Here is a 14,751-nt window from a genome sequence, read left to right as displayed (position 1 = left end):
ACCGTCGAGGAAATCCCGGCTGGCTCGGCCTGAACGTGTAAGCAGGTCGCTTTGTTGAGTCAGCAGCCAGAAAAAATCAAGCCAAGCTTGCCGGCGCCCCTTCAATAGCCCTACTATCTTTGCTATTATGCATCTAACTAACCGACTGGTCCCACTACGGTGGTGGCTGCGCGGCGCGGCCATTATGGCCTTGTCTACTAGCATCTTCACCCCTATTCTGGCGCAGCAGGCCCCCGCTACCATTCGTTTGCTGCCCGAAGATGCGCAGCGGGGCCTGAATGGCCCACAGCATAACTTTGACTTCCTAGCCCCGGGTGCGAGCGGTGATAATTATCAAACCGCTGGCTTTTTCGGTCAAAAGCTACGCCCATACTTGGCCGGCAATGCCGAGGCGCTGGCCCATCTCAACAATTATCGCCGCCAGAAAACCCTTTTCCTGATTGACCGCTTGGTGGCCGTTGGCTCATTCGGGCTCTATGGCCAGCAAATACTTGCCAAAGACGACCGGCAGTATTTTAACAATACGCAGAAAGTTGCCATCGGCGTGTTCGCCACCAGCCTTTTAGCTACCGTTTTTATCAACCGCAACACCAATACGCATTTGCTTCGCGCAGTTTCGGCTTACAACGCCGGGCCTGCACGCGGTAGCGTGTGGCCACGCTTGCGGCCTGCAGGCGTGGGCTTTGGCGCCGCACCTGCGGGGCAGCCGCTGCTCGCCATACGCTGGGCTTTGCGCTAAACGTTGCTTTTTTCCGTATAGTCTCATCCATGGACTACCCTTTGCCCGAAGCGGCCAGGCGCTACGTGGCCGCGCACTTGCACGACGACCCCGCCCACCTGGCCCTCCAAGCCCGCCGCCATCCTGGCCTGCCCGTTCCCGAGCTGGTACGCCAGATTCAGGCTCGTCAGAAAGCCCGGACCAAGCTGCCCCAGTGGGCGGATAATCCTGACTTGATTTTCCCTCCCTCTCTTTCCGTCGAACAAGCGTCGTCGGCACGCACGGCGGCTTTCAAGGCCGGCTTAGTAGATGGGCAGCGGCTGGCCGACCTTACCGGTGGCTTCGGGGCCGACACCGCCCACTTTGCCGCTCGCGTAGCGCAAGTCGATTATGTGGAGCGCGAGCCTAAGCTGGCGGCTATTGTTCGCTATAACATGGCTCAATTGGGACTTGTTAATGTGGCAGTGCACGCCTCCGATGCTGTGGCATTTCTCAAAAGCACGCCACACCACTTCGACTGGCTATATCTTGACCCCGCCCGACGTGATACCGCCGCCCGCAAAATCTTTTTGCTCCGCGACTGCGAGCCCGACGTGGTGAAACTGCTGCCTCTGCTCCTGCACAGGGCCAATAAAATCCTGCTCAAAACCTCGCCTATGCTTGATATTGAGCATGCCGTGCAGGGCCTCGGCCACGTCCGCCGCCTCTGGGTAATAGCCGTGGACAACGAGGTGAAGGAAGTGCTTTACGAGTTGGGGCAAGAGCCAGCCATCGACCCCGAGCGCTACGCCCTCAACCTACGCCGCGACGGCAGCCAGCAGGAATTTCGCCTCAATCGTGCCCGCGAAGCCCGCGCCACTCCCCGCTATGCCGAAGCCCAGCAGTTCCTGTACGAGCCCAATGCCGCCGTGCTTAAAGCGGGCGCGTTCCGCAGCATCGGCACGGCGTTCGAACTGCTGAAGTTGCATCAACATAGCCACCTATATACCTCCGATGTACTTCGGACTGATTTCCCGGGTCGTATTTTCCGGGTATTGGCGGTGGAAAAGGCCGATGGCACCGCTTTGAAGGCCTATCTCGGTCCCGAAGCTCGTGCTCACGTTACTACCCGCAATTTCCCCGATTCGGTGGCCGACTTCCGACGCCGTACGGGCATCCGCGAAGGCGGTGAAGTGTATCTGTTTGCCACCACCGACCTGCGTGGCCGGCCCGTAGTGTTGGTATGTGAGAAGCTGCCTGCCCCAGCGGCTGATGTCACCGCGCAGCCTTGATCAGTTTTCTTTCATGGGAACAGCCAGAGCAAGCCGCCAGCTTTTCGATACGTTCAATGGGATAGAGCGATAGGGCCTGAGTGGTGCAATCGTGGTACGCAATGACGAGCCTCCGGGTACTGAACTGACTAGTAATTGTGCGGTGCCCTATCTACCTGAGCCTTCCGCACTTCTCAGTAGCCTAGATTTTCGTAGTTTTGCCCTGCGCCCGCCTGCCGGTTTCGGCCTGACGGGTGTATTTTTTTGTTTTTTCCGCTCTTTTCGCGCTTTCAATGCCCTATCTGTTCACTTCCGAATCGGTTTCGGAAGGCCATCCCGATAAAGTTGCCGACCAGATTTCTGACGCCATCCTCGACGAGTACCTGCGCCAGGACCCCACCGCCAAAGTAGCCTGCGAAACACTCGTAACTACGGATTTTGCCCTCGTTGCTGGCGAAATCAAGTCCACGGCCCACGTCGATGCAGAGCCCATTATCCGCGAAACTATCCGCCGCATTGGCTATAACAAGCCCGAATACCTTTTCAACGCCGATACCTGCGAGGTGATGAACCGTCTGCACGAGCAGTCACCCGACATCAACCAAGGCGTGGAGCGCGCCAAAGATGAAGACCAAGGTGCCGGCGACCAAGGCATGATGTTCGGCTACGCCAGCCACGAGACGGCTAACTATATGCCGCTGGCCCTGGACCTGTCGCATCGCCTGCTCCAAGAGCTGGCCGCCATTCGCCGCGAAGGCCGCGACATGCCCTACCTTCGGCCCGACGCCAAGAGTCAGGTCACCATTCGGTACTCCGACGACCACCACCCCGAGGCCATCAACACTATCGTCATCAGCACGCAGCACGATGAGTTTGATGCCTCGGAAAGCGTGATGTTGGACCGCATCAAAGCAGATGTCCTGTCCATTCTCATCCCCCGCGTGAAAGCTGGCCTGAGCACCGATGTTCAAGCCCTGTTCACCGACCAGATTACCTACCACATCAACCCCACGGGTAAGTTCGTCATCGGGGGTCCCCACGGCGACTCGGGCCTCACCGGCCGCAAAATTATCGTGGATACCTATGGTGGCAAAGGTGCTCATGGTGGTGGCGCATTCTCCGGCAAAGACTCTTCGAAAGTGGACCGTTCCGCCGCTTACGCCGCTCGCCACATCGCCAAAAACCTGGTGGCCGCCGGTGTCGCCGACCAAGTGCTCGTGCAGGTAGCCTACGCCATCGGTGTGGCCCAACCCGTGGGTGTATTCGTGACTACCTATGGCACTACCAAGGCCAAAGGCACCAGTGGCAGCGCCCTTACCGACGGCGAAATTGCAGAGAAAGTAAATAAGCTTTTTGACCTGCGCCCGTATGCCATCGTGCAGCGCTTCGGCCTTCAAAACCCGATTTTCGGCCAGACCGCAGCTTACGGTCATATGGGTCGCCAGCCCGGCACCGTGCAAGTAACCATGAAGGATGGTGCAGTCAAGACTTTCGAAACCTTCACTTGGGAAAAGCTCGACTACGTACCTCAAATCAAAGCCGAGTTCAGCCTATAGAAGATTTGAGCTGATAAGCTATTGAAATAAGAGCGCCCCACCTGCTGTATCAGGTGGGGCACTCTCGTTTTAAACACTACAAAAATTTACTAGCTATCAGCTAATAGCCGAAGGATGACTTAATGACTCAACGTTTTTTCCTTGTACCGGGTGATTTGACGGCGCAAGTTCTCTGCCGCAGCGTCGGCAGCCGCTTCGAATGAGGCAGCGTCTTCTTGGCTAAAGAGCGTGGTGCCAGGCACCAACAGCTTTATTTCAACGGTCTTGTTTTCATTGCCGTCCTTATTGTTAAGGCGCATGATAACTTCACCGCCGGTTACTTTATCATAAAAAGTCTCGAGCTTATTGAGGCGTTGCTGCACGAAGTCAAGCAGTTTTTTGTCGGCGTCGAAGTGCACCGAATGCATCTGTACTTTCATAAAGCAGTTGATTAAGAAGGTAAAAGGGTAAAAGAAACTCAAGCCCGTGGATGGGCTTGTTCAAATACGGATTTTAACCGGTCTACGGACAGGTGAGTATAGACTTGAGTGGCCGCCAAACTGGCGTGGCCCAGCAGTTCTTTAATGGAATTGAGATCGGCTCCTTTGCCCAATAAATGAGTTGCAAAAGCGTGCCGCAAGGCGTGTGGGTGCTGTTGCGCTGCCGAAGTCGTAATCTGACTCAGGTAGTGCTTCACTGTGCGGTACACGAACTTCTCATACATCGGCTCGCCCTTATCGGTGAGCAACAGCGGCCCACCCACTGGACCAAACTCATGGGCCCGCCGAGCCTGGTAGTGCTCTATCACCAGCTTGAGCGTGGGGTTCAAGGGCACTAGGCGCTGCTTGTTGCCTTTGCCGGTCACGCGCACAGTGCTGGCACCCAGGCTCACGTCTTCAGGCTGAATACCGATGAGCTCTGACAAGCGAATTCCCGTGCCATACAGCATTTCCAGCACCAGCTGGTCGCGCTGCCCGGCGAAGTCGTCGCTGAATTCAAAAGAGTTCAGGAGCCCGTTCAAAGCCTCTTCTGGCACGAATTCGGGCAGCTTCTTGGCCATTTTCGGCGCTTTGATGCGCAGCATGGGGTTGGCCGCGATATGGCCCGCTCGCAGCAGGAACTTATAGAAAGAGCGCAGACAGGCCACCTTCCGGTTCACGGTGCGCGGGTCTAGGTTTTGCTGCATCAGTTCCACCACCCAAGCACGGATGAGCGGGTGCGTGGCCTGCCCTGGGTCAGCCAGGTCATAAGCTGATTTCAGATACGCCGTAAACTGGCCCAGGTCCGTTTGGTACGAGGTAACCGTGTGGGAGCTGTAGCGCCGCTCAAAACGTAAAAAATCAAGAAAAGCATCCATACCAACACCAAAAATGCCCGACGTATGGGCCGGGCATCCAAAGTAATGGTTTTTTATTTCCCAACAAGCAAACGCTGCTTAATGGACGCGAAAAAACCGGCTGGTTTGCCCTAGTTGGCAAACCAGCCGGTTTTAGCGACGCTAGCGAAAACTGAGGTTTCGGCTATTCGTTCGGCTGGCCGTAAGTGGCAAGCTTGTACACGGCCTTCTGCTTCTGCTTGCGCTGGGTGATGCTGGGCTTCTGGAAGAAGGTGCGACGACGCAGCTCTTTCAGTACGCCGGTGCGCTCAAACTTCTTCTTAAAGCGCTTCAGGGCACGGTCAACCGATTCGTTGTCTTTGATTTGAATGATAATCATATCAGGGAATGAGGGAGATTTTCAGGAGGGAGGCCGTAAGCAAAGCAGGTACACTACGCTATAAACGGGCCGCAAAGATAGACCACAGATTTAACAGATTCTAACAGATTTAACAGATTTTTTGCGGTTCCGCGCCTGACGCCTTAGTGAGGGCCTTTTGGGGGATTAATCTAAACCAACTGAAATCACAAAAAACTGTTAAATCTGTGGTTCTATTTCAGTAGAGCGCGAGCAATTACTAGCTTTTGGATTTCGCTGGTGCCCTCACCAATGGTGCACAGTTTGGCGTCGCGATAGTACTTCTCTGCTGGATAGTCCTTGGTGTAGCCGTAGCCGCCAAAAATCTGCACGCCTTCGTTGGCCACGCGGACGCTCACCTCCGAAGCGTAAAGCTTGGCCATGGCCGACTCTAGGTTCACATTCAAGCCGCGGTCTTTCATGTCGGCAGCGCGATAGGTGAGTTGGCTAGCGGCCTCAATCTCGGTGGCCATATCGGCTAGCTTGAAGGCAATGCCCTGAAAACTGCTAATGGGCTGGTTGAACTGCTGACGCTCCTTGCTGTATTGCGTAGCCGCCTCGAAGGCCCCTTGCGCAATGCCAAGGCTAAGCGCCGCAATGCTGATACGCCCTCCGTCGAGCACCTTCAACGACTGGACGAACCCATCGCCCACCTTACCAATAATGTTTTCCTTAGGCACTTTGCAATCAGTAAAAATCAGCTCTGTGGTTTCGGAAGCCCGCATCCCGAGTTTGTCTTCTTTGCGCCCAGCTTCGAAGCCAGGTGTGCCGCGCTCAATGATGAAGGCCGTCATGCCGTGGGAGTCGCCTACCTCGCCGGTGCGCACGATTACGACGGCTACATTACCGGTCTTACCGTGGGTGATAAAGTTTTTAGCGCCGTTGATGATATAATAATCGCCGCTCTCGTCGAGCACCGCGGTGGTGCGCATATTACCGGCGTCGGAGCCAGTGTTCGGTTCGGTGAGGCCCCAAGCGCCAATCCACTCACCGGAAGCCAGCTTGGGGAGGTATTTTTGCTTTTGCTCTTCTGAAGCATGCTGTAGGATATGGCCAGTACAGAGAGAGTTATGAGCCGCCATGCTCAAGCCGATGCTGCCATCAATCTTGGCTAGCTCGGCAATGGCCGTCACATATTCCATGTAGCCAAAGCCAGAGCCGCCATACTGCTGCGGTACCAACACGCCCATCAGACCCAGTTCACCCAGCTTATGGAATATGTCAACAGGAAACTCCTGGCTTTCATCCCACTTCATCATGTTGGGCTTGATGTGCTGGGCGCCAAAGTCACGCACCATTTGCGCAATCATGGTTTGATTTTCGGTGGCTACTGCTTCCATGGAAAAAAGAACTGGATGGGATATGAGAGAAAGTACGTTCGCTGATTATAACAACCAATGGCTGCTGATTTTGGCTCCGTAAAAGTACGATTTAAGTAGTGAGAAAAGCTGCTTCACCCAACCACCGTAACGGCTTGTTTTTGAACGGGCCCGGCAAAAGCGTTACTTTTGAGGCTTTTTAGGAGGAACCCGACCGGAGCGATTTGAGTTTTTCCGCGTTTTCACTTTTGAATTTGCCCTTATTGGCCTCCATGCCGAATTTTCTTCTTCGTCACTTCAGACGAGTGTGGCTGTTAGCCCTGTCAGTAGCGCTGCTTTTTTCGTCGTGTGCCTCGACCAAATACTACAATCAGCGCACCTTATTCCAGCTTACCGACAGCAAAGGACGGCAACTTGACAGCACTAAGCTCCGCATTGCCATGAACCGGTCAGAGCGGAATTATGTCATTCAGGCTAATGACATCTTAGATGTTCGAGTGAATACCAACAAAGGCGAGCGAATTTTGGACCCTAATGGTGAGTTGCAGTTTGGCCAACCCAGTGGCAGCCTGCCTAACCGCAGCAACAGTTCTCCAAGTGGCAGTCGTACTACAACGCGCCCTGCTACTGGCCAAGGTGCTGGTGTGGTTTCCTCTGGGTCAGAGTTTTTGGTGCAAGCTGATGGTACCGTGGTACTGCCACTGGTGAATAGGGTGCAAGTGAGCGGCCTGACTTTACTAGAAGCTGACAGCATGCTGGCCTTGCGCTACAACGAATTTTATAAGGAGTCCTTTGTGACTACCCGCGTAACAAACAATCGGGTGATTGTACTAGGAGCAACTGGTGGTCAAGTCATTACTCTCAACAATGACAACATGAACCTGCTGGAAGTACTTGCTTTAGCTGGTGGCATCGATGGCGGCAGCAACGGCTCCTCTAACCTGTATCGCAACGGTGGCAAGGCTAACAATATTCGTATTATTCGGGGCGACTTAAAGAACCCACGAGTTCAACAAATTGACTTATCTACGTTGGATGGCATGCGCCGCGCGAATTTGCAAGTAGAGCCTAATGACGTTATATATGTAGAACCCATACGCCGCCCATTGCTCGATGCATTGGTTGATGCTGGCCCTATCTTGAGTTTATCTTCAATCTTACTTACCACCGCCTACCTCGTCATCAATCTATTTAGGGAATAAAAATCACAGGATCCTATCAAAGATTATAAATTAATAGACTATAGCTCAAGCTGGTAATATCATTGCAATGGCCATAAACGAAAATACGGAGCTGGAAGAACTCATCCGCAACGCCACCGGCGGCGGAGCTACTCCCCCAGAAACACCGATAGGCGGCAGCAACGATACCGAGGAGGATTCGGCCGGGCTTGATATTGCCACACTCGTACTGGTAGCACGGCGTAGTCTCCTATGGCTGTTGCTACTTGTTGCGCTCGGAACAACAGCTTCTTGGCTCTATCTACGCTATACCAAGCCAATTTATAAATCTGCGTCACTGCTGAAGATTGATGAGCGCAATGAGGGCAGCGCTTTCGGCTTGGCCGGCGAAGTCGTTCCTGGCGCTGATAAAGGCCGCGGCGCCAAGCTGGCCGGAGAGGTAGAACTGATTAAATCCAACATTATTTACCGGCGACTCAAGGACTCTTTGGCGCTGGATGTCAATTACTATGTTCAAGGCACGGTACTGGAATCTGAGATGTATGGAACGGCTCCTTTTCGGGTAATTTATAAGATTACTGACCCCGCCCTGTACAACCGTAAATTTGACCTAACCTTTGTAGATAGCCAGCGCTTTAAACTCGATTTTATTAGTCAAGGTAGCCCACAAGGCGGGGAGTATACTTTGGGACAAAATGTTGCGCTCCCCGGCATTAGTCTGCAGGTGTTACCTACGGCAATGCCGATGGATAATATCACGGACTCTAACTACCACTTCACGATACAGGATGATAATACCGTTAATGGTTATTTGGATAAAAACCTGACTGTAGAGGTAGTTAATCCTGATGCCAACACCATTCAGATTGCGTTTACCGATTTCAACCCTAGTAAGGCCCAGGACATTGTTAATAAAATTAACTCCGTCTATCTGGAGGAAAAACTAACTCGGAAATCAGAGGTTACGCGGAAGCAACTGCGCTTTCTGGATCAAATCCTGGACGAGAATGGTAAGAGCCTGCAACAGGCTGAGGAACGCCTGCAGCGTTTCGTACAAAGTTCTGGAACCTATGATGTGAAGAGTGAGCTAGGTACCATGAGCGAAAAGCTGGAAAAGCTGGAGCAGGACCGGCTTAAAATAAGTGAAAAGCTCAGCTTGTTGGCACAGGTAGCCCAAATGGCCAGTCAGGGCCGTTTGACCAGCGATGAAAACCAGACGGTTGAGCAGAGCATTCCAGCGCTAGCTACTATCGAAGACCCGCTACTGAACGCACAGCTGAGCGACCTGAATGGTCTGCAATGGAACCTGCGCCGTCTTTCACGCTCCTATACTAATAAAACGGAAACCGTTCAGGCGGAACAAGCCAAAATTGATTTTGCCCGCACCAGCATCAAGCGCCTATTGCAGCAAAATCAAAAACTACTGAACAGTGCGTTAGAGCAGCTTAATCAGCAGCGTGACAAAATTACGGCCGCCTTAGCAGGCCTCCCCGCAAAAGGAACGGAACTAGAACGCTTGCAACGGCCCCTGGAACTGTATAATAAATTCTTTCTGCAGTTGATGGACAAGAAGGTGCAGTTCAATATTGAGCAAGCCGGTACTACTGCCGATTTCCAGATACTATCTCCTGCCTCACCCCCTGCCGCTCCCATCTCTCCCAACAAGCTACTTGTATATGCCGTGGGCTTAGCTGGCGGCCTCATATTGGGCTTGGGCCTGATTGCAGTGCGGTACTTTATGCACAATACAATCACCAATGTGCGGGAACTGGAGCGAAATTCTAAAGCATCAGTATTAGGTATCATCCCCACCTACGATAAGGAGAAGATGGAGATATCGCGGCTGGTAGTAGATAAGAACCCCAAATCAGCCATTTCTGAATCAATCCGCTCCATCCGCACCAACTTAGACTTCATTAGCTCTACTAAGAAAAAGCGACTTATTTCGGTAACGTCGACTATCTCAGGTGAAGGCAAAACCTTTGTGACAGTCAACTTGGGCGGTATTATTGCCCTCTCCGGGCAGCGAGTCATCATCTTGGACCTGGATATGCGCAAGCCCAAGGTGAACTTGGCCTTTGGAGCCGAAAACACCCGGGGAGTAAGCACCATTCTCATTGAGCGCCACAGCGTGCAGGAGTGCATTCAACCAACCACCATTGAATCACTACAGTTTATTTCAGCGGGACCCACTCCCCCCAACCCTTCCGAGTTGATTTTGAGCGACCGGTTCGACCTGATGATTCAGGAGTTGTTTTTGACCTATGATGTCGTGCTGATTGATACACCGCCTGTGGGACTGGTTACCGATGGAATCCTGATTATGCGCAAGGCGGATATTCCGCTCTATATTGTGCGGGCTGATTACTCCCGTAAAGCCTTCATTAAGAATATGAACCGCCTGATGCGCAGCAATAATTTCACGCGGATGTGTACTATTCTCAACGATGCCAACGCTAACAGTGGTTACGGCTATGGATACGGATATGGCTATGGCTACGGCTACGGCTATGGCAGTTATGGCCAAGGCTACTACGAAGAACCGACCGCCAAACCCTTGACTTTTGGCGAAAAGCTAAAGAAGTTTTTCACCTAATTAATTTATTATAGATGGCTTCGCTTTGGCAACGGCTTTTTGGCGGAAGCGCAGCCGCGCCAATGCCTAGCCTCACACTGGCAACGCTAGGCGCCGATATGCACTCGCACCTGCTGCCTGGCCTCGACGACGGTGCCGAAACCGTGGAGCACTCCTTGGATCTACTCCGTGCACTACGGAATATGGGGTTTCGAAAGCTGATAATGACGCCCCACATCATGGGCGACTTTTATAAAAATACACCCGAGGGCATCAGGGCGGCCCTACAACTATTACGCACTGCTGCTATCAGCGCCGGCTTAGGAGATGTGGAACTTGACTGCGCCGCTGAGTACTACCTCGACGAGTTTTTGGGACGCAAGCTGGCTGCTGGTACCGAAATGCTCACCTTCGGCGGCGATAAGCGCTATCTACTGTTCGAAACCTCCTACATGAATGAGCCGCTCAATTTATTTGAAATAATATTCGAATTAAAAGCCCAGGGTTATCTACCAGTACTCGCTCACCCCGAACGTTATACCTATCTATATGGGCGTTTTGCCGAGCTTGAGAAGCTGCGTCGCAACTACGACGTGTTGCTTCAGATTAATCTGAATTCCCTAGCTGGATATTATTCGCCAGCGGCTAAAAAGGTGGCCGAACAGCTAATTGAAGCTGGCTTAGTCGACTTTGTGGGTACTGACACTCATCACCTGCGTCACACCGATACCTTGCTGCGCCGGACTTTACCCCAGCCGTACCTGCAAAGGCTGCTTCAACTGCCGCTCCTGAACAATACCCTCTGAAGTTGTTCAATAGTGGTGACTAGCTGTTTACTTAATCATACGCTTGCAAATCAATCAACAGCCGACCATCTGTAATTGACAACTGAATACACGCATGATTTTCGTTACCGGCGGCACCGGCCTCATTGGCTCTTTTCTGTTGCGGGCGCTACGGGCGCGGGGGTTGGCAGTGCGGGCGCTACACCGGGGAGCACAGCCTACTGACGCGGCACCGGGTGTGGAGTGGCTGGCTGGCGACTTGCTTGATACAAACTTGTTGCGGGCTGCCCTTACCCCCGAAGTTACGCACGTGTTCCACTGTGCAGGGCTGGTTTCCTATGCTCCGCAAGACGAAGATCTATTACTAAACGTGAATGTGCAGGGTACGGCGGCCGTCGTAGATGCCTGCCTGGAACGGCCGGGTATTCGGCTGGCGCACGTGTCTTCGGTAGCCGCGCTTGGTGGGCCCACTGCCAGTAACCGGGCTGCCCCCAACAATGCTATTAGAGTGACCGAAACGGCTACCTGGGACCTGGGTGCGGCGCACTCAGCCTATGCTACGTCTAAGTATTTGGGCGAGTTAGAGGTGTGGCGGGGCATTGCGGAGGGTTTATCGGCCGTTATCGTTAATCCTTCGGTGGTGCTCGGGCCGGGCGACTGGCACCGAAGCAGCACCCGCCTACTCCGATATGCTCATCAGCAGCACCGCTTTTACACTCGTGGCTTGATCAATTTTGTGGACGTGCGTGATGTGGTGGCCCAATTACTCACGCTGGCACTTGACCAGCCGACGCTAAGCGCCGAGCGCTACATTCTGAGTGCGGAAGCGGTGCCCTTGGCCGATTTTTTTCAGCAGGCGGCAGTGGCGATGCAGCGCCGTCCTCCCACAATAGCCGTGCCTAACTGGGCCGCCGAAGTTATTTGGCGCCTGGAACACGCCCGGGCCTTACTCACTGGCGCCCGACCTCTTATCACTAAGGATACGGCTCGGGCCGGGCGTCAGCCAGTAGTTTATGCGCACGATAAAGTACAAAGTGTTACTGGCCTCGAATTCCGGCCATTAGCAGAAACACTGGCGTGGTGTGCGGCAGAATTAGCGGCAAATTCAACCGGCTCCGCGGCTGTTATCGTATCTTAGCAACAGCCGGATTGCACGGTTTTGGATAAGATTTGTTATTATTGATACAGTACTGATGAAGTGGAGTGGAACGGCGGAATTGGGCGGCTTGACAACAAGAGTTAGCCTCCAGTTTCGGCAATCCACAAAACCAAATTAATCCACTTAACTGCGGTTTTATGCGCATGAACGAACATTTTGAAAACCACCGGGCTGTGCTGGATACTGTGCGCCGCTTCGAGCGCATGGTCGCCCAACAGGAGCCTGTTTTTTTTGACTTGGAGGACTTTGAGAATATCATCGACCACTACGTCACGGGTGCAGAATTCGATAAGGCCCTGCAGGCTTGCGAAGCCGCGCTGGGCCAATACCCTTTCTCGACCGAGTTGCTGATTGACCGTGCCCAGGTAACAGCCATGCGCGGCGATTACTCCGAAGCTGAGCGCCAGATTGACGCCGTGGCCGACCTTGACCCCACCAATGCTGACGTCGCCGTGACGCGAGGCATCATCAGCACCCAACGGGGCGAGTTCGCGCAGGCTGTCGAGTTTTTCAGGGCGGGGCTGGAACAGGAACCGGAGCGCGAAGACATTCATTTCAATCTTGGCCTGGCGTTTCAGAGCTGGCAGAAATTTAAGAGCGCGGCCAAGCATTATAAGCAAAGCCTACGCCTGAACCCCGACAATGAAACCGGTGTGCAAGAGTTGCTGCATTGCCTCGACATTACGGGTCGGCTGGAGGAGCACGAAGAATTTTTCAAGCGCTTTACCGACGATGACCCGTACTCCGCCACGGCTTGGTACAACCTGGGCCAATACTGGTACCGGCGTGAGGAATTTATAAAGGCAGCCGAGGCTTTCGACTTTGCGGTGGTCATCAGTCCTGATTTCCACGATGCGCACCACTGGCTGGCTGATACGTTTGTATGCCAGCAGGAATATCAGAAGGCTATTGCGGAATTTGAGTTGGCCTACCCACCCGGCGAACCCACCGATGAGGCCCTGTGCAACATTGGCGAGTGCTACGAGAAGCTGCGGGAATGGGAGCCAGCGCGGCGGTACTACCGCCAAGCGCTGGAACTAAACCCCGAAATGGACGAGGCATGGTTTGGCCAAGGAGTGCTGCTTCAGGAGCAAGGGCGTTGGTTTGAGGCCATCCACTACTTCCGTAAGGCCACCGAACTGTATGCGGAGAGCGGCGAGTACTGGTCGGCGCTAGGAGCCGCCGAAAACCATGTGGGCAATGTGGTCAGCGCCCTCGAATCATACGAAAAAGCCACCGAGGTGGCGCCCGACGATGTGCAGGGCTGGGTAAACTGGAGTGCCATTCTCTACGAGCAGGGCCATTTTGCCGAAGCCGTAGATCTAGTGCGCCACGCGGTCAACCTCCATCCGCACGAAGCTCACTTTCATTATATGCTGTGCGCTTATTTACTGGCCGATGGCCGCCTGCGCGAAGCGTATACCACGCTGGAAACGGCCCTTACGCTCAACTATGAGCAGCATGTGCTGCTATTCGACTACTTCCCAGAACTACGGGAACAGCCCGGCTTGAAGAGACTGATTGAACAGTTTCGGAAATAACATTTCGCATTGGATTACTTTTGTAGCCGCCCGTCATCCGACGGGCGGTTTTTCTTTGTCGGCCCCACCCCTCTTTGCTGCTGGCTACCTTTCCTCCTTCATTTCTTTTTTAGTTGATTATCGATGAATTACGACCTTTCTAAGCTCCCCGAGCGCACTGACAAGCCCCGTGAACAAGGCTACACCATGGTCATGGACCGGGGGATGAGCTTGCGCGAAGTGGAGGACTTTCTGGAAGTAGGCAGCAGCTACACCGACGTGGTAAAGCTGGGCTGGGCCACCTCCTACGTAGTGCCCAATCTCAAGCGCAAGCTCGAAATCTATCGTGAGGCCAACATTCCGGTGTACTTTGGCGGCACGCTGTTTGAGGCTTTCATCATCCGTAATCAATTCGACGACTATCGTCGCCTCTTGGATATCTACGGCATGGAGTACGCCGAAGTATCCGATGGCAGCATTGACCTCCCCCACGAGCGGAAGTGTGAGTACATCCGTGAATTGAGTAAGGAGGTGCGGGTGCTAAGCGAAGTAGGCTCGAAGGATGCCGAGAAAATCATTCCGCCTTACAAATGGATTTTGCAGATGCAAACCGAACTGGAAGCCGGGGCTATTAAGGTAATCGGCGAGGCCCGCGAAGGTGGCAACGTAGGCCTGTTCCGGAGCACCGGCGAGGTACGTTCAGGTCTGGTAGAGGAAATTCTGACTAAAATTCCTTCTGAGAAAATCCTTTGGGAAGCGCCCCAGAAGGCGCAGCAAGTGTGGTTTATCAAGCTGTTGGGTGCCAACGTGAATTTGGGCAACATCGCCCCTAATGAAGTGGTGAGCCTCGAAACCATTCGGCTGGGCCTGCGCGGCGATACTTTCACCCACTTCCTCGATATGGATGAGGTGGACCCGATGTTTCATCCAGCAGCTAAGACGGGTAAGCCGGGTACCTCCATGCCCCGCGGCTAAT

Annotated in this window: 13 protein-coding genes; 9 read left to right on the top strand and 4 right to left on the bottom strand. The window is 53.6% G+C overall.

All coding sequences use genetic code 11. From position 1 onward, the window contains the following. Positions 1 to 127: 127 nt before the first annotated feature. The 3 genes from WX88_RS19010 (at position 128) to metK (ending at position 3,524) form a co-directional block, all read left to right on the top strand. Complete coding sequence (locus WX88_RS19010) at positions 128 to 739, top strand: hypothetical protein (RefSeq protein WP_046245995.1); 612 nt, start codon at positions 128 to 130, stop codon at positions 737 to 739. Positions 740 to 768: 29 nt separating this feature from the next. Next, on the top strand, positions 769 to 1,989 hold the full coding sequence (locus WX88_RS19005) for a class I SAM-dependent methyltransferase (protein ID WP_046245994.1): 1,221 nt from the start codon (positions 769 to 771) through the stop codon (positions 1,987 to 1,989). A gap of 272 nt (positions 1,990 to 2,261) precedes the next feature. Continuing rightward, positions 2,262 to 3,524: a methionine adenosyltransferase gene (metK, locus tag WX88_RS19000; protein ID WP_046245993.1), complete on the top strand. Its 1,263-nt coding sequence runs from the start codon at positions 2,262 to 2,264 to the stop codon at positions 3,522 to 3,524. A 119-nt stretch (positions 3,525 to 3,643) separates the two neighbouring features. Here metK and hpf read toward each other — a convergent pair whose 3' ends face one another. The 4 genes from hpf to WX88_RS18980 all read right to left on the bottom strand — a co-directional run bounded on the left by hpf (position 3,644) and on the right by WX88_RS18980 (position 6,576). Then, positions 3,644 to 3,943, bottom strand: a complete 300-nt coding sequence (hpf, locus tag WX88_RS18995) for a ribosome hibernation-promoting factor, HPF/YfiA family (RefSeq protein WP_046245992.1) — start codon at positions 3,941 to 3,943, stop codon at positions 3,644 to 3,646. 38 nt (positions 3,944 to 3,981) lie between these two features. Further along, positions 3,982 to 4,860 (bottom strand): tyrosine-type recombinase/integrase, encoded by an 879-nt coding sequence (locus tag WX88_RS18990; RefSeq protein WP_046245991.1) that lies wholly within the window; start codon positions 4,858 to 4,860, stop codon positions 3,982 to 3,984. Between the two features lie 163 nt (positions 4,861 to 5,023). After that, a complete protein-coding gene (rpsU, locus tag WX88_RS18985; RefSeq protein ID WP_046245990.1) occupies positions 5,024 to 5,218 on the bottom strand; it encodes a 30S ribosomal protein S21 in 195 nt (64 codons plus the stop codon). 212 nt (positions 5,219 to 5,430) lie between these two features. Beyond that, entirely contained in the window at positions 5,431 to 6,576 is a 1,146-nt protein-coding gene (locus WX88_RS18980; RefSeq protein WP_046245989.1) for an acyl-CoA dehydrogenase family protein, read from the bottom strand. Between the two features lie 251 nt (positions 6,577 to 6,827). Between WX88_RS18980 and WX88_RS18975 the strand changes: the two genes are divergently transcribed. The 6 genes from WX88_RS18975 to WX88_RS18950 all read left to right on the top strand — a co-directional run bounded on the left by WX88_RS18975 (position 6,828) and on the right by WX88_RS18950 (position 14,750). Further along, positions 6,828 to 7,757: a polysaccharide biosynthesis/export family protein gene (locus tag WX88_RS18975; RefSeq protein WP_082116152.1), complete on the top strand. Its 930-nt coding sequence runs from the start codon at positions 6,828 to 6,830 to the stop codon at positions 7,755 to 7,757. Positions 7,758 to 7,824: 67 nt separating this feature from the next. Next, positions 7,825 to 10,332 carry a polysaccharide biosynthesis tyrosine autokinase gene (locus WX88_RS18970; RefSeq protein ID WP_046245987.1) on the top strand — a complete coding sequence of 836 codons (2,508 nt, stop codon included), beginning with the start codon at positions 7,825 to 7,827 and terminating at the stop codon, positions 10,330 to 10,332. Between the two features lie 62 nt (positions 10,333 to 10,394). After that, positions 10,395 to 11,117, top strand: a complete 723-nt coding sequence (locus WX88_RS18965) for a tyrosine-protein phosphatase (RefSeq protein ID WP_046245986.1) — start codon at positions 10,395 to 10,397, stop codon at positions 11,115 to 11,117. 94 nt (positions 11,118 to 11,211) lie between these two features. Continuing rightward, on the top strand, positions 11,212 to 12,234 hold the full coding sequence (locus WX88_RS18960; RefSeq protein ID WP_046245985.1) for an NAD-dependent epimerase/dehydratase family protein: 1,023 nt from the start codon (positions 11,212 to 11,214) through the stop codon (positions 12,232 to 12,234). 164 nt (positions 12,235 to 12,398) lie between these two features. Continuing rightward, positions 12,399 to 13,796 (top strand): tetratricopeptide repeat protein, encoded by a 1,398-nt coding sequence (locus tag WX88_RS18955; RefSeq protein WP_046246051.1) that lies wholly within the window; start codon positions 12,399 to 12,401, stop codon positions 13,794 to 13,796. A 123-nt stretch (positions 13,797 to 13,919) separates the two neighbouring features. Further along, entirely contained in the window at positions 13,920 to 14,750 is an 831-nt protein-coding gene (locus WX88_RS18950; RefSeq protein WP_046245984.1) for a phosphosulfolactate synthase, read from the top strand. Position 14,751 lies beyond the last annotated feature (1 nt).

It is taken from the genome of Hymenobacter terrenus, assembly GCF_000972495.1.
GTDB lineage: Bacteria > Bacteroidota > Bacteroidia > Cytophagales > Hymenobacteraceae > Hymenobacter > Hymenobacter terrenus.
The sequence above is the reverse complement of the archived record's forward strand: the minus strand, read 5'-3'. Positions and strand labels throughout refer to the sequence as shown.